General features: G+C 41.4%; 26 protein-coding genes and 1 pseudogene. 11 read left to right on the top strand and 16 right to left on the bottom strand.

Going from position 1 to position 26,242, the window contains the following annotated elements:
• The first annotated feature begins 48 nt into the window (after positions 1-48).
• Positions 49-936: a LysR family transcriptional regulator gene (locus FTT84_RS07270; protein WP_180080670.1), complete on the top strand. Its 888-nt coding sequence runs from the start codon at positions 49-51 to the stop codon at positions 934-936.
• 56 nt (positions 937-992) lie between these two features.
• Here the strand turns inward: FTT84_RS07270 and FTT84_RS07265 are convergent, their stop codons facing one another.
• Positions 993-4,091 (bottom strand): DNA translocase FtsK, encoded by a 3,099-nt coding sequence (locus tag FTT84_RS07265; RefSeq protein ID WP_180080654.1) that lies wholly within the window; start codon positions 4,089-4,091, stop codon positions 993-995.
• Between the two features lie 254 nt (positions 4,092-4,345).
• On the opposite strand from FTT84_RS07265, the gene trxB reads away from it, so the two are divergent.
• From trxB to FTT84_RS07250, 3 genes are all read left to right on the top strand, one after another.
• Positions 4,346-5,299, top strand: a complete 954-nt coding sequence (trxB, locus tag FTT84_RS07260; protein WP_067766160.1) for a thioredoxin-disulfide reductase — start codon at positions 4,346-4,348, stop codon at positions 5,297-5,299.
• Between the two features lie 113 nt (positions 5,300-5,412).
• A complete protein-coding gene (gene aat, locus FTT84_RS07255; RefSeq protein ID WP_067766157.1) occupies positions 5,413-6,144 on the top strand; it encodes a leucyl/phenylalanyl-tRNA--protein transferase in 732 nt (243 codons plus the stop codon).
• 21 nt (positions 6,145-6,165) lie between these two features.
• Complete coding sequence (locus FTT84_RS07250; protein ID WP_180080652.1) at positions 6,166-6,981, top strand: arginyltransferase; 816 nt, start codon at positions 6,166-6,168, stop codon at positions 6,979-6,981.
• A 92-nt stretch (positions 6,982-7,073) separates the two neighbouring features.
• Here the strand turns inward: FTT84_RS07250 and rimI are convergent, their stop codons facing one another.
• The 7 genes from rimI to FTT84_RS07215 all read right to left on the bottom strand — a co-directional run bounded on the left by rimI (position 7,074) and on the right by FTT84_RS07215 (position 14,941).
• Positions 7,074-7,532 (bottom strand): ribosomal protein S18-alanine N-acetyltransferase, encoded by a 459-nt coding sequence (gene rimI, locus FTT84_RS07245; protein ID WP_067766151.1) that lies wholly within the window; start codon positions 7,530-7,532, stop codon positions 7,074-7,076.
• 117 nt (positions 7,533-7,649) lie between these two features.
• Positions 7,650-8,531 carry a metal-dependent hydrolase gene (locus FTT84_RS07240; protein WP_180080650.1) on the bottom strand — a complete coding sequence of 294 codons (882 nt, stop codon included), beginning with the start codon at positions 8,529-8,531 and terminating at the stop codon, positions 7,650-7,652.
• Between the two features lie 216 nt (positions 8,532-8,747).
• Positions 8,748-9,938 carry an elongation factor Tu gene (tuf, locus tag FTT84_RS07235; RefSeq protein WP_067761367.1) on the bottom strand — a complete coding sequence of 397 codons (1,191 nt, stop codon included), beginning with the start codon at positions 9,936-9,938 and terminating at the stop codon, positions 8,748-8,750.
• 93 nt (positions 9,939-10,031) lie between these two features.
• Positions 10,032-12,167 (bottom strand): elongation factor G, encoded by a 2,136-nt coding sequence (gene fusA / locus FTT84_RS07230; protein WP_180080648.1) that lies wholly within the window; start codon positions 12,165-12,167, stop codon positions 10,032-10,034.
• 130 nt (positions 12,168-12,297) lie between these two features.
• Positions 12,298-12,768, bottom strand: coding sequence for a 30S ribosomal protein S7 (rpsG, locus tag FTT84_RS07225; RefSeq protein ID WP_064096978.1), 471 nt, complete (start codon positions 12,766-12,768; stop codon positions 12,298-12,300).
• 179 nt (positions 12,769-12,947) lie between these two features.
• On the bottom strand, positions 12,948-13,322 hold the full coding sequence (gene rpsL / locus FTT84_RS07220; RefSeq protein ID WP_004648013.1) for a 30S ribosomal protein S12: 375 nt from the start codon (positions 13,320-13,322) through the stop codon (positions 12,948-12,950).
• A gap of 161 nt (positions 13,323-13,483) precedes the next feature.
• On the bottom strand, positions 13,484-14,941 hold the full coding sequence (locus tag FTT84_RS07215; RefSeq protein ID WP_180080646.1) for an EcsC family protein: 1,458 nt from the start codon (positions 14,939-14,941) through the stop codon (positions 13,484-13,486).
• Positions 14,942-15,214: 273 nt separating this feature from the next.
• On the opposite strand from FTT84_RS07215, the gene FTT84_RS07210 reads away from it, so the two are divergent.
• Together FTT84_RS07210 and hemJ are read left to right on the top strand one after the other, a co-directional pair.
• Positions 15,215-16,444, top strand: a complete 1,230-nt coding sequence (locus FTT84_RS07210; protein WP_180080645.1) for a beta-ketoacyl synthase N-terminal-like domain-containing protein — start codon at positions 15,215-15,217, stop codon at positions 16,442-16,444.
• A 23-nt stretch (positions 16,445-16,467) separates the two neighbouring features.
• Positions 16,468-16,920, top strand: a complete 453-nt coding sequence (hemJ, locus tag FTT84_RS07205) for a protoporphyrinogen oxidase HemJ (RefSeq protein ID WP_180080644.1) — start codon at positions 16,468-16,470, stop codon at positions 16,918-16,920.
• A gap of 288 nt (positions 16,921-17,208) precedes the next feature.
• On the opposite strand, the gene lysM is transcribed toward hemJ, so the two are convergent.
• From lysM to FTT84_RS07175, 6 genes are all read right to left on the bottom strand, one after another.
• Complete coding sequence (lysM, locus tag FTT84_RS07200; RefSeq protein WP_067766136.1) at positions 17,209-17,682, bottom strand: peptidoglycan-binding protein LysM; 474 nt, start codon at positions 17,680-17,682, stop codon at positions 17,209-17,211.
• 198 nt (positions 17,683-17,880) lie between these two features.
• Positions 17,881-18,117: an acyl carrier protein gene (acpP, locus tag FTT84_RS07195; protein WP_067766132.1), complete on the bottom strand. Its 237-nt coding sequence runs from the start codon at positions 18,115-18,117 to the stop codon at positions 17,881-17,883.
• An 85-nt stretch (positions 18,118-18,202) separates the two neighbouring features.
• Positions 18,203-18,937, bottom strand: coding sequence for a 3-oxoacyl-ACP reductase FabG (gene fabG / locus FTT84_RS07190; protein WP_180080643.1), 735 nt, complete (start codon positions 18,935-18,937; stop codon positions 18,203-18,205).
• The gene (gene fabD / locus FTT84_RS07185; protein WP_180080642.1) at positions 18,934-19,908 is read right to left on the bottom strand and encodes an ACP S-malonyltransferase; all 975 of its coding nucleotides are present in this window, start codon (positions 19,906-19,908) and stop codon (positions 18,934-18,936) included. The genes fabG and fabD overlap by 4 nt, the downstream gene beginning before the upstream one ends.
• A 204-nt stretch (positions 19,909-20,112) precedes the next feature.
• Positions 20,113-20,295, bottom strand: coding sequence for a 50S ribosomal protein L32 (rpmF, locus tag FTT84_RS07180; protein ID WP_004279227.1), 183 nt, complete (start codon positions 20,293-20,295; stop codon positions 20,113-20,115).
• 77 nt (positions 20,296-20,372) lie between these two features.
• On the bottom strand, positions 20,373-20,930 hold the full coding sequence (locus FTT84_RS07175; RefSeq protein ID WP_067766123.1) for a DUF177 domain-containing protein: 558 nt from the start codon (positions 20,928-20,930) through the stop codon (positions 20,373-20,375).
• A 97-nt stretch (positions 20,931-21,027) separates the two neighbouring features.
• Between FTT84_RS07175 and FTT84_RS07170 the strand changes: the two genes are divergently transcribed.
• A complete protein-coding gene (locus tag FTT84_RS07170) occupies positions 21,028-21,690 on the top strand; it encodes an elongation factor P hydroxylase (protein ID WP_067766120.1) in 663 nt (220 codons plus the stop codon).
• An 89-nt stretch (positions 21,691-21,779) separates the two neighbouring features.
• Positions 21,780-22,397, top strand: a complete 618-nt coding sequence (locus FTT84_RS07165) for an L-threonylcarbamoyladenylate synthase (protein ID WP_067766117.1) — start codon at positions 21,780-21,782, stop codon at positions 22,395-22,397.
• A 21-nt stretch (positions 22,398-22,418) separates the two neighbouring features.
• On the opposite strand, the gene FTT84_RS07160 is transcribed toward FTT84_RS07165, so the two are convergent.
• Positions 22,419-23,144, bottom strand: a complete 726-nt coding sequence (locus tag FTT84_RS07160; RefSeq protein ID WP_180080668.1) for a GNAT family N-acetyltransferase — start codon at positions 23,142-23,144, stop codon at positions 22,419-22,421.
• Positions 23,145-23,446: 302 nt separating this feature from the next.
• Here FTT84_RS07160 and FTT84_RS07155 point away from each other — a divergent pair, with 302 nt between their 5' ends.
• The 3 genes and pseudogenes from FTT84_RS07155 to rluB all read left to right on the top strand — a co-directional run.
• The gene (locus FTT84_RS07155) at positions 23,447-24,241 is read left to right on the top strand and encodes a ScpA family protein (protein ID WP_067766113.1); all 795 of its coding nucleotides are present in this window, start codon (positions 23,447-23,449) and stop codon (positions 24,239-24,241) included.
• A complete protein-coding gene (gene scpB, locus FTT84_RS07150; protein ID WP_180080640.1) occupies positions 24,238-24,834 on the top strand; it encodes an SMC-Scp complex subunit ScpB in 597 nt (198 codons plus the stop codon). Before FTT84_RS07155 ends, scpB begins: the two co-directional genes overlap by 4 nt.
• Before the next feature lie 41 nt (positions 24,835-24,875).
• Positions 24,876-25,778, top strand: a pseudogene (rluB, locus tag FTT84_RS07145) (23S rRNA pseudouridine(2605) synthase RluB); the annotation flags it as partial.
• A 368-nt stretch (positions 25,779-26,146) separates the two neighbouring features.
• On the opposite strand, the gene FTT84_RS07140 reads toward rluB, so the two are convergent.
• A partial coding sequence (locus tag FTT84_RS07140) for a transposase domain-containing protein (RefSeq protein ID WP_143242124.1) occupies positions 26,147-26,242 on the bottom strand: 96 nt, incomplete at its 5' end.

Here is a 26,242-nt window from a genome sequence, read left to right as displayed (position 1 = left end):
TATAATCCTCATCATAATTCATACCAAAATGAGTGATTCCTCATGGCAATGACATTCTCTCAACTCGAAATATTTGTCAAAGTCGCAGAGCAACATAGTTTTACGCTCGCGGCGCGCCAACTTGGTATTACTCAATCTGCGGTATCGCATGCTTTAAAATGCTTAGAGCAACATTGGAATGTCAGCTTATTTAGCCGTGAGCAAGGCGCTATTGCCCTAACACATATCGGCCAACAACTTCTACTACACGCAAAGGAAGTACTCAATACAACACAAATCATGCAGCAGGAAGTAAATGCCGTTCATGGTATCCAACAAGGAACTTTAAGAATTGGTTCTTTTGGCTCCTCTAGCTCAATCCACCTTTTACCTGAACTTTTAAAAGCCTATCGTGAACGCTATCCACATATTGAAATTTTTGTCGAGGAAGGCACCGATGCGGAAGTATCTCAGTGGATTGCGGAGCGACAAGTTGATGTCGGTTTTGCTGTTCTTCCAAAATCGCAACTGGTCACATTCCCACTGATAAAAGACATCTTTATTGCGCTCATTCCGGATTCATTTGAAGTCGCGCAACAAGCTAAACTGAATATTCAAGATATTCAAAACTACCCTTTTATTATGACCCGTGCAGGTAGTCAGTCTCATGTGGAAAAGTTACTGCAACAACATCAAATTCAACCCAAAATCACCTATCAAATGTCGCAACTTTTAACCATTTTAAATATGGTGAATTTACAAGAAGGTATCGCTATCGTTGCAGATATGGCTATGCCCAAAGAATTATTAGCTTTACATCCGCATGTGGTGAAACGTCCACTTTCACCTAATACGCAACGACAGATTGGACTCGCAGTTAAAAATCAACAATTAATAAGTCCAGCATGCAAAGCCTTCATTGAATTAGCTCAGCAAAAATTTTATCAATCAAATTAATTCAGTACTAAAAAACCTGCCGAAGCAGGTTTTAGAGAAAGATCTAATCCAATTGATTAAACCAAAATGTCACGCTTACCATTTGGTCCCATACCACTTACGATACCATTTTCTTCCATTTGGTCGATGATACGTGCAGCACGGTTATAACCGAGGCTAAATTTACGTTGCAGCGAAGAAGTAGAAGCTTTACGAGTTTCCAGTACAAAGCTAACGCATTGGTCATACAAAGCATCTCGATCTGAGCCACCGTCCCCATCCTCAAAGCCGCGAGAAGTTGGTTCTTCGTCGTATGGCGTCAGAATCTCATCCACATAGTTTGGCTCGCCACGTTCACGCCATGCATCACAAATACGGTTTACTTCATCGTCTGAAATAAACGCACCGTGCACACGTTCTGGCTCAATCTTACCTGGCCCAAGGAATAACATATCCCCATGACCAAGTAAGTCCTCTGCACCGCCGGCATCCAAAATGGTCCGTGAATCCAATTTACTATTTACCCGCAAAGCTGCACGCGTTGGGATATTAGCTTTAATCAAACCTGTCACCACATCTACAGTTGGACGCTGTGTCGCTAACAACAAATGAATCCCTGCAGCACGTGATTTTTGAGCCAAACGCGTAATCATTTCTTCTGCTTTTTTACCCACTTGCATGATCATGTCAGCAAATTCGTCGGCAACAATCACAATCAACGGCATCGTTTGTAAACGAGGTGCACGACTTTGTGTAGCAGAATCATCTGGCTTCCACGTTGGATCAATCAGATCTTCACCATTGGCGATCGCTTCTTCAATCTTACGGTTATAATCTGTCAGCTTACGCACTTTCATCAAAGACATCAGCTTATAACGACGCTCCATTTCATTCACACACCAATTCAATGCACTAACTGCATCTTTCATGTCGGTCACGACTGGTGTCAATAAATGTGGAATATCGTTATAGTTGGCAAGTTCTAATTGTTTTGGGTCAATCATAATCAAGCGCAGCTGCTCCGGCGTGTATTTCAACAGCATCGAAAGCAACATCGCATTTACAGCCACTGATTTACCAGAACCTGTTGTCCCTGCTACAAGCATATGTGGTGCTTTAGCTAAATCGGCCAAGACTGGATTACCCGAAATATCTTTACCCATTGCCATACTCAGTAAGGCATTTGGATCACGATAAGCAGGTGTTTCTAATAGTTCAATGAGGCGAACCATTTCACGTGAGCTATTCGGCACTTCAATCCCGATATAGGGTTTACCCGGAATGACCTCAACCACACGCACAGAAGCCATGGACATTGAACGTGCCAAATCACGCGAAATATTAGTGACTTTAGAGGCTTTCACACCCGGCGCTAAATCAAGTTCGAAACGTGTGACTACCGGCCCTGGCTGTGCTTCAACCACTTTGGCCTTGACGTTAAATTCTTGTAGTTTAATTTCTAAAAGTTCAGATAATCGAGCCAATTGTTCAGCGGTAAAATTCACTTTTTTATTTGGATCAACTTTATCCAGTATCTCGAGCCCCGGCAAAGTAGGTAAATCTAAACGTTTTTGCGCAACCTGCATAGCGCGTGACATCGGACGACCTGCTGCATCCGTTAATGGTGCATCTAGATCGAAATCTTCTTCAAGATCAAATTCGTCAGGCTTACCAGCAGTTTCTTGCCACACTTCACGGAATACATCTTTATTTGAACTGATTAGGGCTTTTTCATCTTCAGTGACAAAAGTTTGAGGCTGGGTATTAATTTCAGCACGTACTAATGGACTAGATTGAGCATAGCTGCTGGCTGTGCGTACAGGCTGTTCTGTAACTGGATTTGAACGTGCTGCTACCACGTCATCTTCAACCAATAAATCATCTAAACCATCAAAATCAGTTTCTAAAGCGATATTCTTTGGTTGCGCTGAATTAAAAGTTGCAGTTTGAGTCACTGCTGAAACAGCCGCAACAGCTGCTACTGTACTTGTAGGCATATTAGGAGCTGACACATCAGCTTCAGAAATATTGAATGGACTATGCATATCAGTTGCTGTTTTACTATTCGGAACAGCAGCTAACAGCTCATCAAATATTTCATCATCATCCCAGTCCACTGCTTTTTGGTTTTGGACAGGCTTTTCAGCAAAAGATTGCTGTACATTCGGCTGTGTTTCAACCACATTTTGAAAATGTGCAGTTTGTGGCACAGGCTGTTCTTCTTCGGCAGCTTTTAGTAGTGCATCGATATCTTGTTTATGACGTTGATCTTCATTTGAATTCAATGCACGCCAAACTTCACCTGAAGAGACAACACGCTTACTGTCTTGCTCTAGCTGATGAGCTTTCGCAATCGCTTGTTCTAATTCTTCATCATCTTGCTCATCAACAAAACTTTCTCTCTGTTGCTGTGCATTCAATTCTTTATCAGCAATATCATCAAATAATCGCTCTGCAACACGATCTCGCACAATCGGATCGACATCTACGCCATGATGTTCATTTGCTGCTGTTACCGATGCAACTGTTTGTTTTGGTGTACTTGTTACCACATCTTTTTTAGCCGTAGGAACAGTACGATCAAATGCTGTGTCCCCTTCAGGCACATTGCGATAGAACAAATCTTGCAAATATGCAGGCGTTGCTTTCAGCGTTACCCAAGTTTTGTTCCACTTAATACCAAAAGCAAGCGTGAACAGCATGATCCAAAATGCGATCAGGAAGATTGCAGCACCATAGACAGTGAGGATTTGCTCTAAACTTTGCCCAAGTTCATAGCCAATAATACCGCCAGAAGCATTTTCAAGCGTATCTTCAGGAACCGTCCAAAATAAGAACAATAAGCTTGACGTAGCTAACAGAATAAAGAATTGCGCAGCATAACGAAACGGTCGGTTTAGAAAGCTACGTGGCCACCACACTTGTATCGCTTCTATAAACAGATACAACGGAATCAACAGGCTGGCCCAGCCTAAAAATCCAAAGAGTAAATCAGCAATCCACGCCCCTGCGACACCACTGGCGTTGGACACTTGCTGAGTATCACTGGATAAATGCATCCAACCTGGATCAAATGGTGTGTATGTTACTGTTGCAAGGAACAGATATATCCCAAATGAGACAAGGAATAATGTCATTATTAAGCGCTGTGCATAAGCACCCGACACCGCTGTCATATACGATCCTGTAACCAATTCTTCATAAATGTTTTTGTCATTAGCCACAATATAAGTGGGCTGAATCTGAACCCAATATTATGCACCTGTTCAGTTAAAAAAGATGCAAGATAATTTAGGTATAGTTGTTAACTCTATTCTATATAGCTCAAAACGATTTCAATGATCAATAATATCGACTTTAATCGCACACAAACGTTCTAAACTTTGACGTATAATTCCACAAATTATCATATAAAAAAAGGATTCTACCGATGAGCGCTCGTCACTCACGTTTGATTATTTTAGGTTCTGGCCCTGCAGGTTACAGTGCTGCAGTATATGCTGCACGTGCTAACCTAAAACCGACTCTGATCGCGGGCATTCAATTGGGTGGTCAACTTACCACAACAACTGAAGTAGATAACTGGCCAGGTGGTGCAGAAGGCTTAACAGGTCCTGCCCTTATGGAACAGATGCAAGCGCACGCAGAACGTTTTGGTACTGAAATCGTATATGATCATATCAATGAAGTTGACTTAAATGTCCGTCCATTCGTCCTTAAAGGTGATATGGAAGAATTTACATGTGATGCTTTAATTATTTGTACTGGTGCAACTGCACAATATTTAGGTCTTGAATCTGAAGCTGCCTTTATGGGTCAAGGTGTAAGTGCTTGCGCAACTTGTGATGGTTTCTTCTACAAAAACCAAAAAGTAATGGTTGTTGGTGGTGGTAACACCGCGGTGGAAGAAGCACTCTATCTTTCCAATATCGCTTCACACGTAACTTTGGTTCACCGTCGTGACACATTACGTTCTGAAAAAATTCTTCAAGATCATCTTTTTGCTAAAGAAAAAGAAGGCAAAATCAGCATCATTTGGAATCACCAAGTGGATGAAGTGATTGGCGACAATACTGGTGTGACTTCTGTGCGTATCAAATCAACACAAGATGGCTCAACTCAAGATGTTGATGTGACTGGTATGTTTGTTGCAATTGGTCATAAGCCAAATAGCGGTATTTTTGAAGGCCAATTAAACTTACGTGATGGTTATATCCAAGTTCAAAGTGGCACAGCGGGTAACGCAACACAAACCTCAATTGAAGGTGTTTATGCTGCGGGTGACATTGCAGACAGTATTTACCGTCAAGCCATTACATCTGCAGGTTCTGGTTGTATGGCAGCATTGGATGCTGAGAAATATCTTGATGCTCTAGGCAAATAATTTCAGCATTAAGTTAATCTTTCGCAGATCAAACTTAAGACCAAGAAGCCGACCATCAGGTCGGCTTTTTTATGTATGATAAAAATACCTGTACACAACTGAGTAGAGTTTTCATGCAGATTCTCCCACCTTCAGAATTCATTTTTCCCGATCCCATTGACGTTGATCCCGAAGGTGAAGGTTTAATCTGCATTGGTGCTGACCTATCTCCTGCTACATTGTTTGAAGCCTATCGAAATGGTTTATTTCCTTGGTTTTCAGAAGGTGAACCCATTTGTTGGTGGAGCCCTGAACCACGCTGCATTATCCACCCCGAAGATTATTATCCGAGTAAATCACTGCTGCGTAACATGAAAAAGTTGGATTATAAAATTACTGTAAATCATGCGTTTGAAACAGTTATTCGTTCTTGTGCCTTACCACGCAGCTACGCCAATGAAACGTGGATATCAGAAGATATTATTCAAGGTTATTGCGCCATGTTTAAGGCAGGTTATGGCTACAGCATAGAAGTTTGGGAAAATGATATGGTCATTGGTGGCTTATATGGTATCAATATCGGCAAAGGATGTTTTGGCGAATCAATGTTCAGTACCCGAACAGATGTCTCTAAAATGGCATTTTATACGCTCATGTTGATCGGACAAGAAAATCAGTTGCCTTGGATTGACTGTCAATTGGTGAATGATCACCTATTAAGCTTAGGTGCGAGTACACTTTCTCGCCAACAGTACCTTAATTCGTTACAAGATGTTGTAAAACAACCTGCTATCGATTGGAAAAAGTATCAGGACAGTGTATTTTCAAGTAAAACAATAGCGCAATGGGCTCGGCTCAGCGAATGAAAATAAAAGAGGGATACTGCGATGAACTCATATCAGCCCAAATCCCTGCTGAATGAATTACAGTACTACATCACGCCTCCGCATGATTGTAGTTACCTTGAAAATAAATCGGCACGGATGGTTTTTCTTGACCCTGTCCATCGCATTGACGTGGTCACATTATCTGAATTATCCCGAATGGGCTTTCGTCGAAGTGGCGATTTTGTCTATCGTCCTGAATGTCATCTTTGTCGCCAATGCTTATCTTCTCGTGTTCCTGTAAATGAATTTGAAATGAACAGCGTGCAAAAAAAAGCATGGAAACGTAACCAAGATTTAACTGTAAAGATTAGCAAACCGAAAGATGCAAGTGATCTGCATTATGCTTTATATGAACGCTATATCAACGAGCGTCATGCCGATGGTGACATGTACCCACCTAGTCAAGATCAATTTGAAAAATTCCTGATTAACAGCTGTACAGACAGTTTCTTCTTGGAATTGTGGAAAGATGATCTTTTAATTAGTGTTTCAACCTGTGATCCTTTGGATGATGGCCTCTCTGCGGTATATACCTTTTTTGATCCCGATGAAGGTCGCCGCTCACTAGGTACATTTGCCATTCTCAAACAAATTGAGCATGCCAAAAAATTAGGCTTACAATATGTGTATCTCGGCTACTGGGTGCCCGATTCACAAAAAATGAATTACAAGTCGCAATACATTCCTTTAGAGCTTCTACTTGATGGGCAATGGCGTCGACTCAATCGCCCATTAACCCAAGACGAGATAAGTCAATTGGGGGATTCCCTGATGACGACCTTACCTTCAGGTTGGAATAACCCCATTATCAAGTAAAATGATTTTCATTTTAAGTTAAAAAAATCACGGCATGCTCAATACATGACCGTGATTTTTTTAACTTAACCCAATTAAGGCTTCTTCAATAATTATTTAAATAATGCGGCAAAGTCATCACTACAAGCCCGAACCATAATAATGGCATGCTCACGTGTTCCATCCGGATTGGGATAGTAATTCTTTCTTAGGTCGATCTGATGGAAATCAGATTTTTCATACAGTCTTACAGCTGCAACATTACTTTCACGTACTTCTAAAAATATCTGTACAGGATTATTTTTTAATAAAGCAATCGACTCATCCAGTAATTGATAACCTAGACCCTTCCCTTGCTGTGAAGGATGAATGGCCATTAGGAGCAAATTTGCTTCATCCACTACGGGTTGCAAAATACAAAATCCGACCACTTGACCTTGTCGTTCGATCACTGTGCTTTGATATGAATCAATCGATTCTTCAAACTGCTTCAATGTCCAAGGATGGCTCTGCACCAGCTTTTCTATTTCAAATACTTGCTGCACATCGCTATGCTGCATCAAACGAATCATCTTCGTTTATCTTTCATCAATTGCGGAAGTCGCATTATAGGAACTTTGTTCATAAAGTCGAATAAAAAAAAGAGCGATCTTCATCGCTCTTCACAAAAAGTTACCACAGCGCTGTGATTAAAGTCCCAAATATGCTTTCCATGTTTTTAGCAAACCATGTGTATCAATATCATTTGGGTGAAAACCAGGTTTAAAGTACATCAACATTTCTTTGCCCATACCCGTAATAATGCCTTTTGATGGACTATAACCATAGGTATAAATATCTTTCAAAGCAGCGAAATTTAGTTGCTTATCTTCTTTAAGCAAACGTGCCACAAAATAGCTCTGTACAAAGAATAACGTGACCATTGCGCCAACTAATGAACCCGTGCGTAAGGCATAAGCCTTGAAACCTTTACCAAATACGCCTTCAAAGACATCGTACGCAACAGCTTTATGTTCATTCTCTTCAATTGCATGCCATAACCACATATTTTTCATGGTTTCATCTGCCATCAATTCCTGGATGTGTTTATTCACCAATAATTGAGATGCAATCGTTGCTGTAAAATGCTCCAAAGCAGTGGTTGCTGTTAAATCCACCATTTCTTGGGTAATTCCAACGGGTTTACCAATACGTGCAAATACTTTACGTACACCTTGGATTACACGACCTGTGGCTTTATCAAGCGCTTCTACATCATGACCATATTTCTGAGCCGAAGCATTGAAGCCTTCATGTTCTTGTGTATGCATCGCTTCTTGACCAATGAACGCACTGATCTCTTTTTGCAATACCTCATTGTTTTTAATGGCTGGGTGCTGTCTCACAGCACGAACACTGTCAATAAAGAACATTTCACCCGCTGGAAATAATGCAGATAAAGCAGTCATAAAATGCGTTAAACCCGCAGACCCATTCATCCAATATTCAGGCACAGCATCGAAATCAAAATTCATACGACGAACTGGAAAGCTCGCACCTGCGCGATTGGTAATCTTTACTTTAGCATTCATGCAAAAACTCCTACTGAGTGAATACATCACTCATTTATTATTTGTTTTGATGTTTTTTATATTAAGGAATTATTGAATGTTTATTTGTGCAGATAAGGACAGTGAATTATCAGTTAAGGACAGCTTTTAGAATTATTGTTAGACAATCTTTATATTTAATTGAATTTGAATAAAAAAAAGCGCCTCAAAGAGGCGCCTTTTTTACACAATCAGCGATTATGCAGTTACTTTAGCAACTACACCAGCACCAACTGTACGACCGCCTTCACGGATCGCAAAACGTAGACCTGGATCCATTGCGATTGGGTGGATAAGCTCTACTGACATTTCAACGTTGTCACCAGGCATTACCATTTCCACGCCTTCTTTAAGCGCGATCGCACCAGTTACGTCCGTAGTACGGAAGTAGAACTGTGGACGGTAACCGTTAAGGAATGGAGTATGACGACCACCTTCTTCTTTAGAAAGTACGTATACTTCAGCGTCGAATTTAGTATGCGGTTTGATTGCACCTGGTTTAGCAAGTACTTGACCACGTTGAACGTCTTCACGTTTAGTACCACGTAGAAGAACACCACAGTTCTCGCCCGCACGGCCTTCGTCAAGAAGTTTACGGAACATTTCTACGCCAGTTACAGTTGTTTTAACTGTATCTTTGATACCAACGATTTCAACTTCTTCGCCTACTTTAACGATACCAGTCTCAACACGACCAGTTACTACTGTACCACGACCTGAGATAGAGAATACGTCTTCGATTGGCATAAGGAATGGAAGATCGATAGCGCGTTCTGGCTCTGGAATGTAAGAGTCAAGCGCTTCAACAAGAGCAACAACAGCTGGCTCGCCGTATTGACCTTGGTCACCGTTAAGAGCTGCAAGAGCAGAACCACGGATAACTGGAGTGTCATCACCTGGGAAGTCATAAGTAGAAAGAAGTTCACGAACTTCCATTTCTACTAATTCAAGAAGCTCTTCGTCGTCTACAAGGTCGCATTTGTTTAAGAATACAACGATGTAAGGTACACCTACCTGACGAGAAAGAAGGATGTGTTCACGAGTTTGTGGCATTGGACCATCAGTCGCAGCACATACAAGGATCGCGCCGTCCATCTGAGCAGCACCAGTAATCATGTTTTTAACATAATCGGCGTGGCCCGGGCAGTCTACGTGAGCGTAGTGACGAATAGTTGAATCGTATTCTACGTGTGAAGTATTAATTGTAATACCACGTGCTTTTTCTTCAGGTGCAGAGTCAATTGCAGCGTAGTCTTTCGCTTCGCCACCAAAAGTTTTTGCACATACAGTTGCAATTGCAGCTGTTAAAGTTGTTTTACCATGGTCGACGTGACCAATTGTACCCACGTTAACGTGTGGCTTATTACGTTCGAACTTAGCCTTAGCCATGAGATCTTCCTTTTTAAACTACTCATGCAGGGATACTGCATGAGCACTTGGTTTTTAACTATGAATTAGTTTGGGCTTATAGTAATCGAAAGATTACTCGTCGTCACCTTTTTTACCGCCAGCTTGGAACTTAGAAATGATGCCTTCAGCCACGTTACGTGGAGTTTCAGCATATTTAGCAAATTCCATAGAGTATGTCGCACGACCTTGAGACATAGAACGCATATGAGTTGCGTAACCAAACATCTCAGCAAGTGGAACTTCAGCACGGATCGCTTTAGTACCGCCAGGAAGATCGTCCATACCTTGAACCATACCACGACGACGGTTTAAGTCACCCATGATATCGCCCATGTAGTCTTCTGGAGTTTCTACTTCAACTTTCATGATTGGTTCAAGAAGGATAGGATCCGCTTTCATGAAACCGTCACGGAACGCGTAAGAACCTGCCATTTTGAACGACAATTCGTCAGAGTCGACATCATGGTAAGAACCGTCGAACAATGTCGCTTTGATGCCAACAACTGGGTAACCAGCAAGGACACCATTCTTCATACGTTCTTGGATACCTTTGTCTACTGCACCGAAGAATTCTTTAGGTACTACACCACCAACAACTTCTTCAGCGAACTCGTAGTCTTTTTCTGATTCAGGATCAAGCGGTTCTAAACGTACGTATACGTGACCGAATTTACCTTTACCACCAGTTTGACGTACGAACTTACCTTCTTGCTCAACAGATTTTTTAATCGTTTCGCGGTAAGAAACCATTGGTTTACCAATGTTCGCTTCAACACCGAATTCACGCTTCATACGGTCAACGATGATGTCAAGGTGAAGTTCACCCATACCAGCAATAATTGTTTGACCTGATTCTTCATCAGTACGCACGCGGAATGATGGATCTTCTTTTGCCAAACGACCTAAAGCAACTGACATTTTTTCTTGGTCAGCTTTAGTTTTAGGTTCAACTGCAAGTGCAATTACTGGCTCTGGGAATTCCATACGCTCTAGTGTAATTACGTGGTTTTCGTCACATAATGTATCACCAGTAGTCGTGTCTTTAAGACCTACACATGCCGCAATGTCGCCCGCACGAATTTCTTCGATGTCGTGACGATCGTTAGCGTGCATCTGTACGATACGGCCAACACGTTCGCGTTTCATTTTCACTGGGTTATAACACGGGCTACCCGCTTTAAGAACACCAGAGTAAACACGTACGAATGTTAAGTTACCAACGAATTTGTCGTTCATGATTTTGAACGCAAGTGCAGAGAACGGAGCATCGTCAGACGCTTCACGAGAACCTTCAGTTTCGTCTTTGTCGTCAAGAATACCTTTGATCGCTTCTACGTCAGTTGGCGCTGGTAAGAATTCAATAACAGCATCCAACATACGTTGAACACCTTTGTTTTTGAACGCAGAACCACAAAGCATTGGTTGAATTTCGTTCAGCAATGTACGCGCACGAATACCACCAATGATTTCTTCTTTAGTCAACTCGCCTTCTTCTAGGTACTTGTCCATGAGTTCTTCTGATGCTTCCGCAGCAGCTTCAACCATGTTTGTACGCCATTCTTGAGCAAGCTCAACTAGGTCAGCTGGGATCTCACCGTATTCAAACTTCATACCTTGAGATGCTTCATCCCAGATAATCGCTTTCATTTCGATAAGGTCAACAACACCTTGGAAGTTTTCTTCAGCACCGATTGGAACAACGATTGGCACTGGATTACCGCCAAGACGTGTTTTAACTTGTTCAACAGCACGGAAGAAGTTAGCGCCAGTACGGTCCATTTTGTTAACGAACGCGATACGTGGAACTTTATATTTATTAGCTTGACGCCATACAGTTTCAGACTGAGGTTGTACACCACCTACAGCACAGTAAACCATGCACGCACCGTCAAGAACACGCATAGAACGCTCAACTTCAATCGTGAAGTCAACGTGTCCCGGTGTGTCAATTACGTTAATACGGTGTTGTTCGAACTGGTTGCCCATACCTTTCCAGAAGCATGTTACAGCTGCTGAGGTAATAGTAATACCACGTTCTTGCTCTTGTTCCATCCAGTCAGTTGTAGCTGAACCTTCGTGAGTTTCACCTAACTTGTGGCTCTCACCTGTGTAGAACAAAATACGTTCAGACGTAGTTGTTTTACCAGCATCAATGTGCGCTGAGATACCAATGTTACGGTAACGAGAAATTGGGGTTTGACGAGCCATGATTTCTTGCATTCCTAAATTTTGTTGTTTAAAACAGGACGCTTTAAGTTGCTAGCAACTTAAAGCGTTTTAATGACAAATTGGTGACAACCAACCTGTCAACTTCCTGATTAGGGCCTGTTTTATTTGCTTAGAAACGGTAGTGAGAGAATGCTTTGTTGGCTTCAGCCATACGATGCACGTCTTCACGTTTTTTAACCGCTGCGCCTTTACCTTCAGATGCATCAAGCAACTCACCAGCAAGACGTAAAGCCATAGTTTTTTCAGAACGCTTAGCAGCAGCATCTACTAACCAACGCATAGCCAAGGCAGTACGACGGGATGGGCGCACTTCCATAGGAACTTGGTATGTAGCACCACCAACACGGCGTGCTTTTACTTCGACCATAGGACGAACTTTTTCAAGCGTAGCTTCAAAAAATTCAACTGGGTCTACTTTTGATTTTTCTTGAACGCGGTCTAAAGCACCGTAAACGATACTTTCAGCAATAGATTTTTTACCATCTTGCATTACGTGGTTCATGAATTTAGCGATTGTTTGGCTGCTGAACTTAGGATCCGGAAGGATTTCTCGAGCAGCGACTACGCGACGTCTTGGCATTTTAAACTACCTATAAATATGACACTTCAGGTTTATCCAGCATGAGTACAAAGTGTCGTGTACATTTCGCTGGCCTTACTACACGTCGCTTGAATTTCACAAAATTAAATGCAGAAATCAGACAAGCGAGACGATAAAGGATTGCGGTCTTGCGTTCTTAAGAAGTTAATCTAAAAAGATTATTTCTTAGGACGTTTAGTACCGTATTTAGAACGAGACTGGTTACGATCTTTAACACCAGCGCAGTCTAAAGAACCACGAACGGTATGGTAACGTACACCTGGTAAGTCTTTAACACGACCACCACGGATAAGAACAACACTGTGCTCTTGTAGGTTATGGCCTTCACCACCGATATAGCTAGAAACTTCGAAACCTGAAGTTAAGCGAACACGGCAAACTTTACGCATTGCTGAGTTAGGTTTTTTAGGTGTAGTTGTGTAAACACGTGTACAAACACCACGACGTTGTGGACAAGCCTTCAACGCAGGAACTTTTGATTTTTCAATCAAAGTTGTACGACCCTTACGGATCAACTGATTTGTTGTTGCCATTTGGCAAATCTCCCGTTAATTAAAAGCCCCAAAAAATACTACTTTTTGAGGGCATGCAATTGTAAGCGAAGACTTAATTTTGGTCAACATTTCAGTGCCATTGAAATCTAAGTGTTTACACCTATTGCACACTTATTCGCCTGCAAATAAGTGGTTTAATTTTAAACAGGTTCATCTGGTTTTTTTGTAACTGAATCTTCTTGTTTCACTTTGGCTTTTTGTGCTTTTGCTTTAGGCTTTGGCTCAACCTCAGCTAACACTTGCTCTTCTTCAAGATCTAAATCCGCAGTAAATTCTTCACTTTCACTAAGAGCTGGCTTTTGCGCTGCAACAGGTTGATGCGGCTCAACCACTTTTTTTGCCAGTGAATCCAAACCTTCAAACACTCGATCTTCCTGATTCGACTGATCATCAACAGCTTTTATGTGGGTCTTTTTAGTGACTTTAACATTACGAATACTGTCATGCCCTTCTACTTCAACCACTTGATCCAATACAGGTTCAGCACCACCTAAGCTTTTCGCTTTAATAGTTTCGATACCTTCTAATAATTTAGGTGTCGCCTGTGCCAACAATTCAATTGAACGCTCATAGGCATGTAAAGGCGGAAGTGTCAGATCTTGGTGCTGAATAATGTACTGACGTGCATTCGAGAAAACTTGTTGTGCTTTTTGATTCACTTCATCAACCAAACGGCGACTATAAACCGCACTGATCCCCGCGCTTGCAACAGGCGATAATCGTGTAATTTGATTCAACAGTGAAACCTTAGGTAATTGGTTCAGCCATGCCCATTTGAATTGACCCTGCTCATCCAGCACGTACTTTTTCAGTGCCGCAGCATCAGTATCTGAACCCAACATTTGTTGCAATTGGCTAAGATCATTGGTTTGCAAGGTATTGGTTAATGCTTTAACAGCCATTAACAATGTTTGCTTTTCAGCAATTAAACTTAGATCAACCTGCTTAAAAATAAACTGCACAATGTCTTGATCTGTTTCTTTGCTCAAATCAAAGCCATAAGAACGTCCAACCTGATAGATCACCCGAAGTGTCATTAACAAAGATGCAGGGATATCAATTGTTGAACCCAGCAAACCTGTAGCACCCGTGATTGCACCTTGTATAGAAGCAATCCATTTGTTTTGTTCAGCCAGTGCCTGACTAATGCGATGAGAACGATCTACATCTTGGGTTAAGACTTCTAAGTCTCGTACACCCGCTTCATCAAGTACCGCATCCACAGAAGACAATTCAGAGCTAAAATGATTCAACTGATCAAATAAATAGTCAGAAATTTTATCGGTAAATTGTGGTGCGACAAAATTCGCTACATTATTAACAGTACTAAAATGACGACCAAGCAGTTGCCTAGAAACATTCGGCACATGTTCACGTAAAATTTGTTGCGGATTGTCATATTTTTTAACATCAAACAAGCCTGTTTGATGTGACTGCCCTTCTAAAGTTTGTCCATTTTTTTGCGGCTGTATAACCTTTGTTACCGACTCTGGTGCCACATGATTAATAATTGACACCCCTGTAGAACTGAGCTTTTTAGCCACTCCAAAGGCATTTGAGAGCAAACTATTGGTTGGTTTATTATTCGATTTCGCCATTCCCGACCCCATTCTAACTATTCTTGAAATTCTTGATAAATACTAGGTGTAGTCAAACTTTATCACAACTTGAATATGTATCTTTTAGTTAAGATTTTCATAACAGCACAGTAAAAGTACATAGACAAAAATTGGCATAGGATTTGCCATAAGAATTCAAAATGCTTTCTGCTATTATTATTCCATTCAAAATACATGAGTCAGACTGTGTAGATGCCCTCTCCTAAAGGCTATTCCACATCTCACTCACTACTCGCTATAAAGGATCTGTAGATGAAACGTGTTGTAATCACTGGTATGGGCATCAACTCATGCATTGGTAATACATTAGAAGATGTTACTCATTCTTTGCAAAACGGGATTTCTGGAACACGTTTCAACCCAACTTATGCAGAACTCAATTTTAAGAGCCATGTAAGCGCTGCAGCCGAACAAAATTTTGACGGAATTGACCGTCGTTTAAAACGTTTTATGGGCGTTTGCGCAATGTATGCATATAACGCGGCTGTTGCTGCTGTTGAAAATGCAGGCTTGACTGCTGAACAACTTGCAGGTAATCCACGTTATGGTATTACTGGGGGTTCAGGTGGTGGTTCAACCGCTTCTGTCATCGAAATGAATGAACTACTACAAACAAAAGGTGCACGTAAAGTTGGCCCTTTCTTTGTACCGCGTAACATGACAAACACGATCACTGCAAACGTGGGTGTAGCCTTTAAATTACAAGGTATTGCTCATACCATTACCAGTGCTTGTGCAACATCTGCTGATGCAATTGGCTATGCATACAATATGATTCAACTTGGCAAGCAAGATTTAATGCTTGTGGGTGGCGGTGAAGAAGATCATTGGTCTCAAAGCCTGCTGTTTGATGCAATGGGGGCATTGTGCTCTAAATACAATGAAACTCCTGAAACTGCATCACGCCCATACTCTGCTGACCGCGACGGTTTTGTGATTGCTGGTGGTGGTGGTTTTGTAGTGCTTGAATCACTTGAACACGCTCAAGCACGTGGCGCAAACATCCTTGCTGAAGTTGTCGGTTATGCTGCAAACTCCGATGGCGCAGACATGGTTGCACCAAGTGGCGAAGGCGCAACACGTTGCGTACTTATGGCGCTTGAAGAAGCAAAACAACATGGTGTAGACAAAATTGATTATGTAAACACCCACGGTACATCTACACCTGCTGGCGATATTACTGAACTTAAAGCAATGGAAAATGCGTTTGGTGTAGGTAATGTACCACCACTTAGCTCAACCAAATCTATGACAGGTCACAGCTTAGGTGCGGCAGGCGTACAAGAAGCCATTTATTCTGTATTGATGATGCAAAATGACTTCATTGCACCAAACATCAACGTAACTGAGCTTGATGAAGGTGCAAAACCTTTTGATATCGTACTTGAAAAACGTAACACAAAACTGAATACTGTGATGAGTAACAGTTTCGGTTTCGGCGGTGTAAATGCCTGCCTCGTTTTCAAAAAATGGGAAGGCTAATCCGCCCAAGATAGGGTGATTTAATGGATGCTCCTTCTGATGCTTTCTTGTGGTTAAAAGCATTACATATTATTGCTGTGGTGTGTTGGTTCGCTGCGTTGTTCTACCTACCACGGCTCTATGTTTATCATGCGATGAGTGATGATGCTACCAGTCACCAGCGCTTCCAGATTATGGAACGCAAGTTGTACCGAGGTATAATGTGGCCAGCGATGATCGCCACACTCATCACAGCCCATTTTTTAGTTGATTGGGGGGATGCAACCCGCCATTACCACGAAGCTTTATGGTTCTACCTTAAAGTTGGCTTAGTTGGTCTTTTAGTAATTTATCACTTAGTATGTGGTTATTACCGTAAAAAGCTGATCGAGAATGCACACTATAAGTCACATAAATTTTGGCGTTACTTTAATGAAATGCCAACATTAATTCTTTTTGCAGTTGTAATTTTAGTGGTTGTTAAACCCACCTTCTAAATTTATTCTCCGCAAAAAACCTCCAAATTGGAGGTTTTTTTATACCTATCAAGACTAAATTTATAAAAATTAAATTCAAGCTCTTTTCATATCGATTTCGCATTCCAGTACATCAACATTAATACCCAATCAAGTCACTACGTTGAACACCCTAAAAAGCACAAAATTCAAGATCTTCAACTTTGATGATTATTTATCATACCAATTACATGTTCACCGATTATGTCTATCACAAATTATTCATACAAAAAAACCGCTGACTCAGCAGCGGTTTTCACTCACCAACAATTAAGCAGGAATACGAAGCACTTGACCTGGGAAAATGTCATCTGCATTCTTTAACAGCGGACGATTCGCTTCAAAAATTTTATTATATTGATTTGCATCACCATAAAATTCTTTTGAGATTTTCGATAAGCTATCACCTGATTTCACAGTATAAAATTTGCTTTCAGGCTCTGGACTTGCAACTGTGAGTTGATCATCAACTTGCGCCACATGATCAATATTACCCACCGCAAGAATAATTTTTTCACGATCGGCTTGGCTCTGCACTTGACCCTTAACCGTTGCCAAGTCAGATGTACCGTTATAACTCACAGATAAACCTGTAACAGGTAAACCTAAGCTCTTAACGTGCCCCAATAGCTTATTTGCGATTTCTTGAGCAGAAGGCTCTGATGGTGTTGCAGGAGCAGCTTGTGGCTCTGCTGGTGCTGTATTCTTTTTACCAATACCTTTTACAAAATCAAAAAGACCCATGTTTTTCTCCGTTGTTTTACTGTTTTTCAAGATTAAATTATTTATGAAACATTCTTTTTATAGCTAAAAAATAACCTGTTTTGAGTTGCCATTGGTGACATAAACGTAAGTTAATGTAAAAAACATCTTAAAAAAATATAGGTATAAAAAAAGCTGCCAAATGACAGCTTTTTAAATCAGCATCGCTGAAATCTTAAATTAACCTAGTTTTTTAGAAACGTAGTCAATTGCAGATTGCACAGTAGTGATTTCGTTTGAATCTTCATCAGGAATAGTAATGTCGAAATCGTTTTCGAAAGACATAACTAATTCAACTAGGTCAAGAGAATCTGCACCTAGATCATCCATGAAAGAAGCTTCGTTTTTGATCTCGTCTGCTTTAAGACCAAGTTGTTCAGCTACTGCTTGTTTTACGCGTAGTTCGATATCGCTCACAGGAATTCTCCTCATTGCTTGTGGCGTTTTTAATGCCGTTAGTTTAATTGAATCTAAATCGTTTTGAAAGTTTATACTTAAGCGCTTAGCTCATGTATAAACCACCATTTACATGTAATACAGTCCCAGTAATGTAACTTGCCTTTTCGGAAGCCAAGAAACTTACGGCATTTGCGATATCTTGCGGCTCACCCAAACGGTTTAAAGCCACTTGATCACTCATTTTTTTACGAATTTCTTCGCTCAACTGTTCTGTCATTTCTGTTGCAATAAAGCCCGGAGCCACTGCATTTACAGTGATTTGGCGGCTTCCCATTTCTTTTGCAAGACTGCGACCAAAGGCCTCAATCCCCGCTTTCGCAGCAGAATAATTTGCTTGCCCAGGGTTAGCAAAATGCGCAACCACAGAACTAATATTAACAATTCGGCCAAAACGTGCTTTGGTCATACCCTTTAAAACACGTTTAGAAAGTCGATAAACGGCTTTTAAATGAATATTGAGAATATCATCCCAATCATCTTCCGACATACGAAGTAACAAATTATCTTTGGTTATACCCGCATTATTGACTAAAACCAGTACTGAACCATAGTTCTGTTCGATGTCAGACACAAGTGCATCAATCGCAGTTGCATCACGTACATCTAAAACTTTACCTGCACCATTTTCAGCAAAAGCAGCAGAGAGTTTTTCTGCACCTGCCTCTGAAGTAGCCGTACCAACAACAAAATAACCGTCTTGAATTAATTGCTGAGCAATTGCAGCCCCAATCCCTCGGCTCGCACCTGTGACTAAAGCAACTTTGCGTTCTTGTGTCATGCAATTTTCCCTTCTGCCACTAAAATGGCATTCAGCGCATCTTCCATACGAACTTTAGTGTCCAGTGGAAATGCTTTTTCAATATTTGGTAAACGTTTTGCGAGATTCGCAAGGACATTACCTGGACCACATTCAGCAATATACTGAATTCCCTGATCTTGCAGATACTGCATAGTCTTTGTCCACTGCACAGATTGATACAATTGTGCAGTTAACGCCTGACGTAATTGCGCTACATCTGTCGCGATTTCAGCGCCTACATTTTGTATTACAGGTATAGTCGGCATCTCAATGGCAGTTTGTTCCAATGCTGTTGCGAACTGTTCTGCAGCAGGCTTCATCAATGCGCAATGTGATGGAACTGAAACTGGAAGTGCAATTGCTTTACCCCCATTTTCCTTTGCCGATGCCATAACTGCCTCAACCGCATCTTTGTCGCCTGCAATAACCACTTGGCCTTGCGCATTATAATTTGCAGCATTAACAGAGCCTTCAACTTGGGCGCAAAGCTCAATCACTTTAGCATCTTCAAGTCCAAGAATGGCAGCCATTGCACCCTGACCTGCAGGGACAGCACTTTGCATCAACTGACCGCGCAAATGTACCAATTTCACTGCATCACCCAAGCTCATCGCACCTGATGCAACTAAAGCGCTGTATTCACCCAAAGAATGGCCTGCCAAGTACTTCGGCGCAACGCCGCCCAGCTCTAACCATACACGCCATAACGCAATACTTGCAGTTAATAATACGGGTTGAGTAAATTCAGTTTGATTTAAACCTTCGCCACTTTGTGCAATATGCCAAAGATCAAAACCGACAGCTTGAGATGCTTCTGCAAAAGTTTCTTGCACACCACTAAACTGTTCCGCAAGCTCTGCGAGCATGCCGACTTTTTGTGAACCCTGCCCTGGGAATACAAAGGCAGTTTTAGTAGCTTGAGCTGCTTGCTCGAGTTGTTTAGCAGACATAAAAAATCCTTTATCAAGATGGCTTATTTTTTGCCGTTTGGACATAAAACAAACACAATCTCATGTACGCTTATTTCAGGGACGGAAATTTAACACTTAATTTTTGACTTGGTAATTGCCAAATGCAACAAAAACACGATACAAAAAAAGGGAGCTTAACGCTCCCATTTTTTCTACTAAGCTTGACGCTTAATACATCATCAATTATTCAGCAGATGCTTTAGCGAATAATTGACGACCACGGTAGATACCATCTTTAGATACGTGGTGACGACGATGAGTTTCACCAGTAGCTTGGTCTACAGTTAATGCATTCTCAGTTAAAGCGTCATGTGAACGGCGCATGTCACGGCGAGAGCGACTTTTACGGTTTTGCTGAACGGCCATGATGGCTCCTTACAAATATCGAAAAAATGGATCAGAACAAATTCAGTTGTCTTATACTTCACAGTATAACACAAAAATTAGTTAAGTTTACCCTTCAAACCTGCCAAAACATCAAACGGGTTATCCCGTTTTTCTTCAACAAGCTCTTCTACGGCAGGTTGATGCTTATGTTCACAAAACTCATGTTTCGGAGACAACGGCATCAACAATAACAATTCATCTTCTATGAGTGCGAGTAAATTAGCAGTCGCAGGCGCATCAAAGCTTCCTTTAACTGTTGCTTCACTTTCACCTAGAACAATGAAATCAGCATCCTCATCCAAGCGCTCTATCAGTGACTCATCATCCACAAGAGCTAGATGAAAATCTGAAACAAGTTCAAGTTCTACAGTATCCAGACAACGCTGGCATTCTACAGGCACTTTTGTTTCAACGTGACCATCTAGCCATACAACGCGATGATATGCATCCATTGATAGCTTACAGTCTATGTTAATCAATTGATCATCAATTGATCCAACAGCTTCACGGGATATTCGAACAAAGCGTGATAATGGCAGTTGACCTGTCCATTTGAAGCCCTGTTCGGCCCATTTAAACGGCTCTATCTGTGCCGGAAAGGTATTTGCTGACATAATTAAGGCGGCAATTCTACAAATTCATCAGTACTCTGTCAAAGATTAAGATACAATTTTGTACTTATTTAGACAGACCTATTGGGTAAATTAAGTCATGCATCTGTTGCAGCCGCAAACAGAAGTGAATATTTCATCACTTGTTAGCACAATTTCAACCATCGATTCTGACATTTCAACCGACCAAGTGCAACTCTTGGACTGGGAGAAACTTTCTACAGAAGCAGAACAAGTTGATTGGCTCATCTTACACTTTAATTCTTGGTTTTCCCACCTGAATGTGACATTAGTCAAAGGTGATTTTGAACCCGAATATTTCCCAGCGAGTGAACACGCTCCTGCACGTATTCAATTTGCCCATGGCTTTTTCAATAGTGCCTTGCATGAGATTAGCCATTGGACCATTGCGGGTGATAAACGTCGCTTACTTCCAGATTTAGGCTATTGGTATGCACCCGATGGCCGTACAGCCGAACAACAAGCCTTATTTGAACAAGTTGAAATTAAACCGCAAGCCATTGAATGGTTATTCGCCCAAGCCTTTGGTAGAAAGTTTCGTGTTTCTTTAGATAACTTGACGGGTGAAGGTGGCAATGGCAGCAGTTTCAAAGACAATGTATATGCTCAACTTCAGCAATATTTTAGTGGTGAAGCAAAATTACCACGTGACGCACAACACTTCATTTCGTGTATTTGTGCTGCAACGCGCGCTGGCAAAATGTTACAAGCGAATGAATTTAAGCGTGAAATGCTTGATTAAATTATACAAATTGGCACTTTTTCAGATTGCACAATGCAGATCGACAAAGACATAATGGCATGAGCACCCAATAATAAGAGGAAAACGATATGTTACATTTGAGAATACATCCGGAAAATCCTCAACCACGCTTAATTACTCAAGCAGTGGAACGCATTCGCGCTGGAGATGTAGTGGTTTACCCTACTGATGCTGCTTATGCCATCGGTTGCCAAATTGGCAACAAGAGCGCTATGGAGCGCATTGCCCAAATTCGTCAACTTGATGCTAAACATCAATACGCCATTATTTGCGCCGATTTATCTGACATTGCCACTTATGCCAAAGTCGACAATGCCATGTATCGTTTATTGAAAAATAATACGCCTGCAGTGACCACGTTTATTTTGCCTGCGACCAGTGAAGTACCTCGCCGTTTAATGCATCCCAAAAAGAAAACCATTGGTTTGCGTATTCCAAGTAATCCGATATGCCAGTTGTTGCTGAAAGAGCTAGATGAACCACTTCTTACATCTACCCTCATCCTACCTGGGCAAAGTGAACCGATTGACGATCCTTATGAAATTGAAATGCAGATTGGTAAGCGTATTGATGTATTGATTGATGGCGGCTTAGGTACACTGAACACTACAAGCATTGTTAATTTGGCTGGCGATTACCCAGAAGTAATTCGTCGCGGTGTCGGTGATGTGAGTGCTTTTGAATAAGCACTCCACGTTTGCCTTACCTTATACAGCGTAAAGTTGCATAAAGTCTTTTAAATGAATTTTCTGTTGCCCATCACCATCGAAATTGTCGGGTTTTAGCCACGCCTGATAGGCTTGGAGAATATCATTCCACTGATGGTCGAGCATCGAAAACCATGCTGTATCGCGGTTTCGACCTTTCACGATCACATGTTGGCGAAATAAGCCTTCATATTCAAAACCGAAACGTAATGCTGCCTTTTTTGATGGCATATTTAAATCATCACATTTCCATTCTACCCGTCGATAACCCGCCGCAAAACACGCTGCAAGCAGAAGGTAAACGGTTTCAGTGGCAGCCGTTGAACGTTTCATAACATTTGAAAAATAAACATTGCCAATTTCAACAACAGCGTGATGTGGTCGCAGATTTAACAAAGCGATCCAACCTACAACCTCATCATTAATCTGAATGACGTAATGAATCGCCCCTTCAAAACAAAATGCGTTTTGGAAATAATCTTGTAATTGCTGCAAATTTTGCATTTGTTCATATGGCAAATAAGTCCAGCAACTTGCATCTGGCTCCTTTTGCACGGATTGCCACAATTTCTTGATTAGCTGATTATCAAGTTGATTAGGCAACATTGGAATCAATTGCACCGTTCGCCCAACTTCAGGCTGAATCGTAAGCTGACAAGGCTCAATAAAATTTAGCGCTGCCCCCACTTCTTGTCCGAATTGATTTTGTTGTATAAATCTTTGCATCATTTTTCTTTCTATTCATTTTGCCATTTGAATGATTGTAGCCTGTAGATATTTAGATCTCTGTAATAAATCCCAAAGAAAAACTGAATAATTTTAAAGCAATAAAAACCCTCAAATGTTAACCCTGTCACTGTTCACAGATTATTTTTAGTTTTTTAAGCAATTCAACCGTTGAGTAATTTCTTTAAAGCCAAATTTCCTTTACACTATTCCCTATAAACTGTGTGCTTTTACTTTTCGATGTGAGATCGAAGCAAAAGCTGTCTGCATGCCTTTGAAAATTCGCGTGGCCTATAATTGCAATGAACCCTACTGTCCATAATTCTATGGAAGATGCTCCACACATTCGTGTTTTGGATGAGTGGCAAGAAGCTATTCCAGAAGATTTGTACATACCGCCTTCTGCATTTGAAATCCTGCTTGAGCATTTCGAAGGACCACTCGACTTCCTAATTTATCTAATCCAAAAAAACGGTTTTGACTTATTACAAGTTGATATAGCGCCAATTGCTGCTCAATATTTATCGTATATGGATGCGATGAAGTCATTGAATATCGAGCTAACAGCCGACTATATGGTCATGGCAGCTTTACTTGCAGATTTAAAATCACGCCTCCTGTTACCTAAACCTAAATCTGTCTCTGCGCATGAGCAAGACCCAAAACAAGAATTGATTGACCGTCTTGAAACCTATTTACGGATTAAACAAGCGGCCGAACGTTTAGGACAAATGTCTGTCCTTGACCGAGACACATTTGATACCAATGTCAGTTTAGGTACAGTCATTGAAAGCAATGATGGTTATGATATTAATTTGCTTCGTGATGCCATGCTCTGCGTGTTTAACCGACCAGAGCCTGTTACTCATCAAATCTTACAAGAGCCTGTGCTGCTTGAAGAGCGTATTGCATTTATTGAAAGTAGGCTTGAATCGGGCGAAGTTTTAGATTTTGCTGATTTGCTCAAGCCAAGCCAAGGTCGTATGGGTGTTGTGGTGACGTTTATGGCCATTTTAGAACTGACACGCCAACAAAAAGTACAGATTGTCGCATCAGGTGTAGAAGCACCGCTTGCAATTCAAGGAGCACGTGCATGAACACTGAATCGACTCAAATGACAGCCATGTCATCTGAAGATAATCTACATGAAATTTTGATGCAGCTTGAGGCTATTATTTTTGCGAGCGATGCTGCAGTAAGCATTGCACGCTTAAAAGAAGCCTTCCAAGACCGTTTTACCAAAACAGAATTACGCCAATACTTGCAACAACTATCCATGTTGCAACATGGCAGATCAATTGAACTTGTTGAAACCATTCAAGGTTTCCGTTTTCAAGTACGTGCAAAATATCGTAATATTATTGCACAGACCTGGCCTGAACGACCGACTCGTTTATCGCCATCCTTGCTCGAAACGCTTTCTGTCATTGCTTATCATCAACCGGTAACACGTGCAGATATTGAGCAAATTCGAGGAGTGACCAATAACAGTCAAATTTTACGTACTTTATTTGATTGGAACTGGATTAAAGAGTCTGGTTTTCGTGAACTCCCAGGAAGACCCGCGTTGTTAGTCACAACGTCACAATTTTTAAATGCTTTTGGTCTAACCACTTTAGGCCAATTGCCTCCCCTGCAGGATGCCAAGGAAGCTTTTATGGCGCTCGATGCAAATGCACCGAAGTCATAAATAGGTGAACTGTTGATGATAATTTCTAAGGTTATGCTGTCATGAGTGAAAAATTGCAAAAGGTGCTTGCACGCGTTGGTTTGGGTTCTCGCCGTTATATGGAAGAAGTCATTGCCGCTGGTCGTGTAAGCGTAAATGGGCAAGTTGCCCAAGTGGGTGAACGTATCGAACCAACTGATGAGCTTCGCATCGACGGTCGTAAAGTTCAGTTCCAAATTGAAGATGAAATTCGTCGTCGTGTGTTGATTTACTATAAGCCAGAAGGTGAAATCTGCTCGCGTAACGATCCTGAAAATCGTCCAACTGTATTTGAACAATTACCGCAAATTACTGGTGATCGTTGGGTGATGGTTGGTCGTCTAGACATTAACTCGACTGGTCTTTTGTTATTCACTAACGATGGTGAATTAGCAAACCGCCTAATGCATCCTTCTAGCGAAATTGAGCGTGAATATGCTGTTCGTGTTATGGGTGAAGTAACGCCTCAACTAAAAAACAACATGCTACAAGGTGTGGTGTTAGATGATGGCCCAGCGAAGTTTGAATCATTCTCTGAAATTGGCGGTGAAGGTATTAACCGTTGGTTCCAAGTCGTGGTAAAAGAAGGTCGTAACCGTGAAGTACGTCGTATCTTTGAATCACAAGGTTTAAAAGTAAGTCGCCTTCTACGTACTCGTTATGGTTCGGTTATTCTGCCACGTGAACTTCGTACAGGCCGCTGGATTGAACTTGATAAACAAGATATTGACAACTTAACCAAATCTGTAGAGCTAAAACCACGTCAAGGTACAGGCCTGTTTGGTATGGCAAAACGTCGTACAGAACGTATGCAAGACAAACCAATGGCTGCTCGTCGTGGTGGTTATTTACGTCAACAACGTCGTGATACCGATGAAAATCAACCACAAGTAACTGGTCAACAGTTCAACCGTGGTGAACGCCGTAATGATGGTGCTCAAGGCAATAGCTTCAATCGTGGTGAGCGCCGTGAAGGTTTCCAGGGCAATGGTTCTAACCGTAGCGAGCGTCGTAATGATAGCTTCCAAGGTAATAGCGCAAACCGTGGTGAACGTCGTAATGATGGCTTCCAAGGTAATAGCGCAAACCGTGGTGAACGTCGCAACGACAATTTTGGTAATCGTGAACGTCGTGAAGACTCAGTACCAAGCCGTGCATTTGGTGCAAATAAAGGCTTTAAGAAATTTTAATTTTAAGCCATAAAAAAAACCGCTCTTTTGAGCGGTTTTTTTATTTAAGACATTTAGGAAAATTGTTCTGTCGGTAAGCGTCCGCTGAACCCCATGCCTATTTTTTAATTTGAGTTGGATTTCCAGCGATGTGGTAGTAATTCTTCTATTTGGGTCGCTTTATGCGTCGGCAGCCTTTTCAGCACATCACTGAGATAGGC

The organism is Acinetobacter sp. YH01019 (genome assembly GCF_013420285.1).
Taxonomy (GTDB): Bacteria; Pseudomonadota; Gammaproteobacteria; order Pseudomonadales; family Moraxellaceae; genus Acinetobacter; species Acinetobacter gandensis.
The sequence above is the reverse complement of the archived record's forward strand: the minus strand, read 5'-3'. Positions and strand labels throughout refer to the sequence as shown.

Coding starts and splice junctions, on each gene's coding strand:
- FTT84_RS07270 (WP_180080670.1), top strand. CDS start 49: ATGACATTCTCTCAACTCGAAATATTTGTCAAAGTCGCAGAGCAACAT.
- FTT84_RS07265 (WP_180080654.1), bottom strand. CDS start 4,091: ATGACAGCGGTGTCGGGTGCTTATGCACAGCGCTTAATAATGACATTA.
- trxB (WP_067766160.1), top strand. CDS start 4,346: ATGAGCGCTCGTCACTCACGTTTGATTATTTTAGGTTCTGGCCCTGCA.
- aat (WP_067766157.1), top strand. CDS start 5,413: ATGCAGATTCTCCCACCTTCAGAATTCATTTTTCCCGATCCCATTGAC.
- FTT84_RS07250 (WP_180080652.1), top strand. CDS start 6,166: ATGAACTCATATCAGCCCAAATCCCTGCTGAATGAATTACAGTACTAC.
- rimI (WP_067766151.1), bottom strand. CDS start 7,532: ATGATTCGTTTGATGCAGCATAGCGATGTGCAGCAAGTATTTGAAATA.
- FTT84_RS07240 (WP_180080650.1), bottom strand. CDS start 8,531: ATGAATGCTAAAGTAAAGATTACCAATCGCGCAGGTGCGAGCTTTCCA.
- tuf (WP_067761367.1), bottom strand. CDS start 9,938: ATGGCTAAGGCTAAGTTCGAACGTAATAAGCCACACGTTAACGTGGGT.
- fusA (WP_180080648.1), bottom strand. CDS start 12,167: ATGGCTCGTCAAACCCCAATTTCTCGTTACCGTAACATTGGTATCTCA.
- rpsG (WP_064096978.1), bottom strand. CDS start 12,768: ATGCCAAGACGTCGCGTAGTCGCTGCTCGAGAAATCCTTCCGGATCCT.
- rpsL (WP_004648013.1), bottom strand. CDS start 13,322: ATGGCAACAACAAATCAGTTGATCCGTAAGGGTCGTACAACTTTGATT.
- FTT84_RS07215 (WP_180080646.1), bottom strand. CDS start 14,941: ATGGCGAAATCGAATAATAAACCAACCAATAGTTTGCTCTCAAATGCC.
- FTT84_RS07210 (WP_180080645.1), top strand. CDS start 15,215: ATGAAACGTGTTGTAATCACTGGTATGGGCATCAACTCATGCATTGGT.
- hemJ (WP_180080644.1), top strand. CDS start 16,468: ATGGATGCTCCTTCTGATGCTTTCTTGTGGTTAAAAGCATTACATATT.
- lysM (WP_067766136.1), bottom strand. CDS start 17,682: ATGGGTCTTTTTGATTTTGTAAAAGGTATTGGTAAAAAGAATACAGCA.
- fabG (WP_180080643.1), bottom strand. CDS start 18,937: ATGACACAAGAACGCAAAGTTGCTTTAGTCACAGGTGCGAGCCGAGGG.
- fabD (WP_180080642.1), bottom strand. CDS start 19,908: ATGTCTGCTAAACAACTCGAGCAAGCAGCTCAAGCTACTAAAACTGCC.
- rpmF (WP_004279227.1), bottom strand. CDS start 20,295: ATGGCCGTTCAGCAAAACCGTAAAAGTCGCTCTCGCCGTGACATGCGC.
- FTT84_RS07175 (WP_067766123.1), bottom strand. CDS start 20,930: ATGTCAGCAAATACCTTTCCGGCACAGATAGAGCCGTTTAAATGGGCC.
- FTT84_RS07170 (WP_067766120.1), top strand. CDS start 21,028: ATGCATCTGTTGCAGCCGCAAACAGAAGTGAATATTTCATCACTTGTT.
- FTT84_RS07165 (WP_067766117.1), top strand. CDS start 21,780: ATGTTACATTTGAGAATACATCCGGAAAATCCTCAACCACGCTTAATT.
- FTT84_RS07160 (WP_180080668.1), bottom strand. CDS start 23,144: ATGCAAAGATTTATACAACAAAATCAATTCGGACAAGAAGTGGGGGCA.
- FTT84_RS07155 (WP_067766113.1), top strand. CDS start 23,447: ATGAACCCTACTGTCCATAATTCTATGGAAGATGCTCCACACATTCGT.
- scpB (WP_180080640.1), top strand. CDS start 24,238: ATGAACACTGAATCGACTCAAATGACAGCCATGTCATCTGAAGATAAT.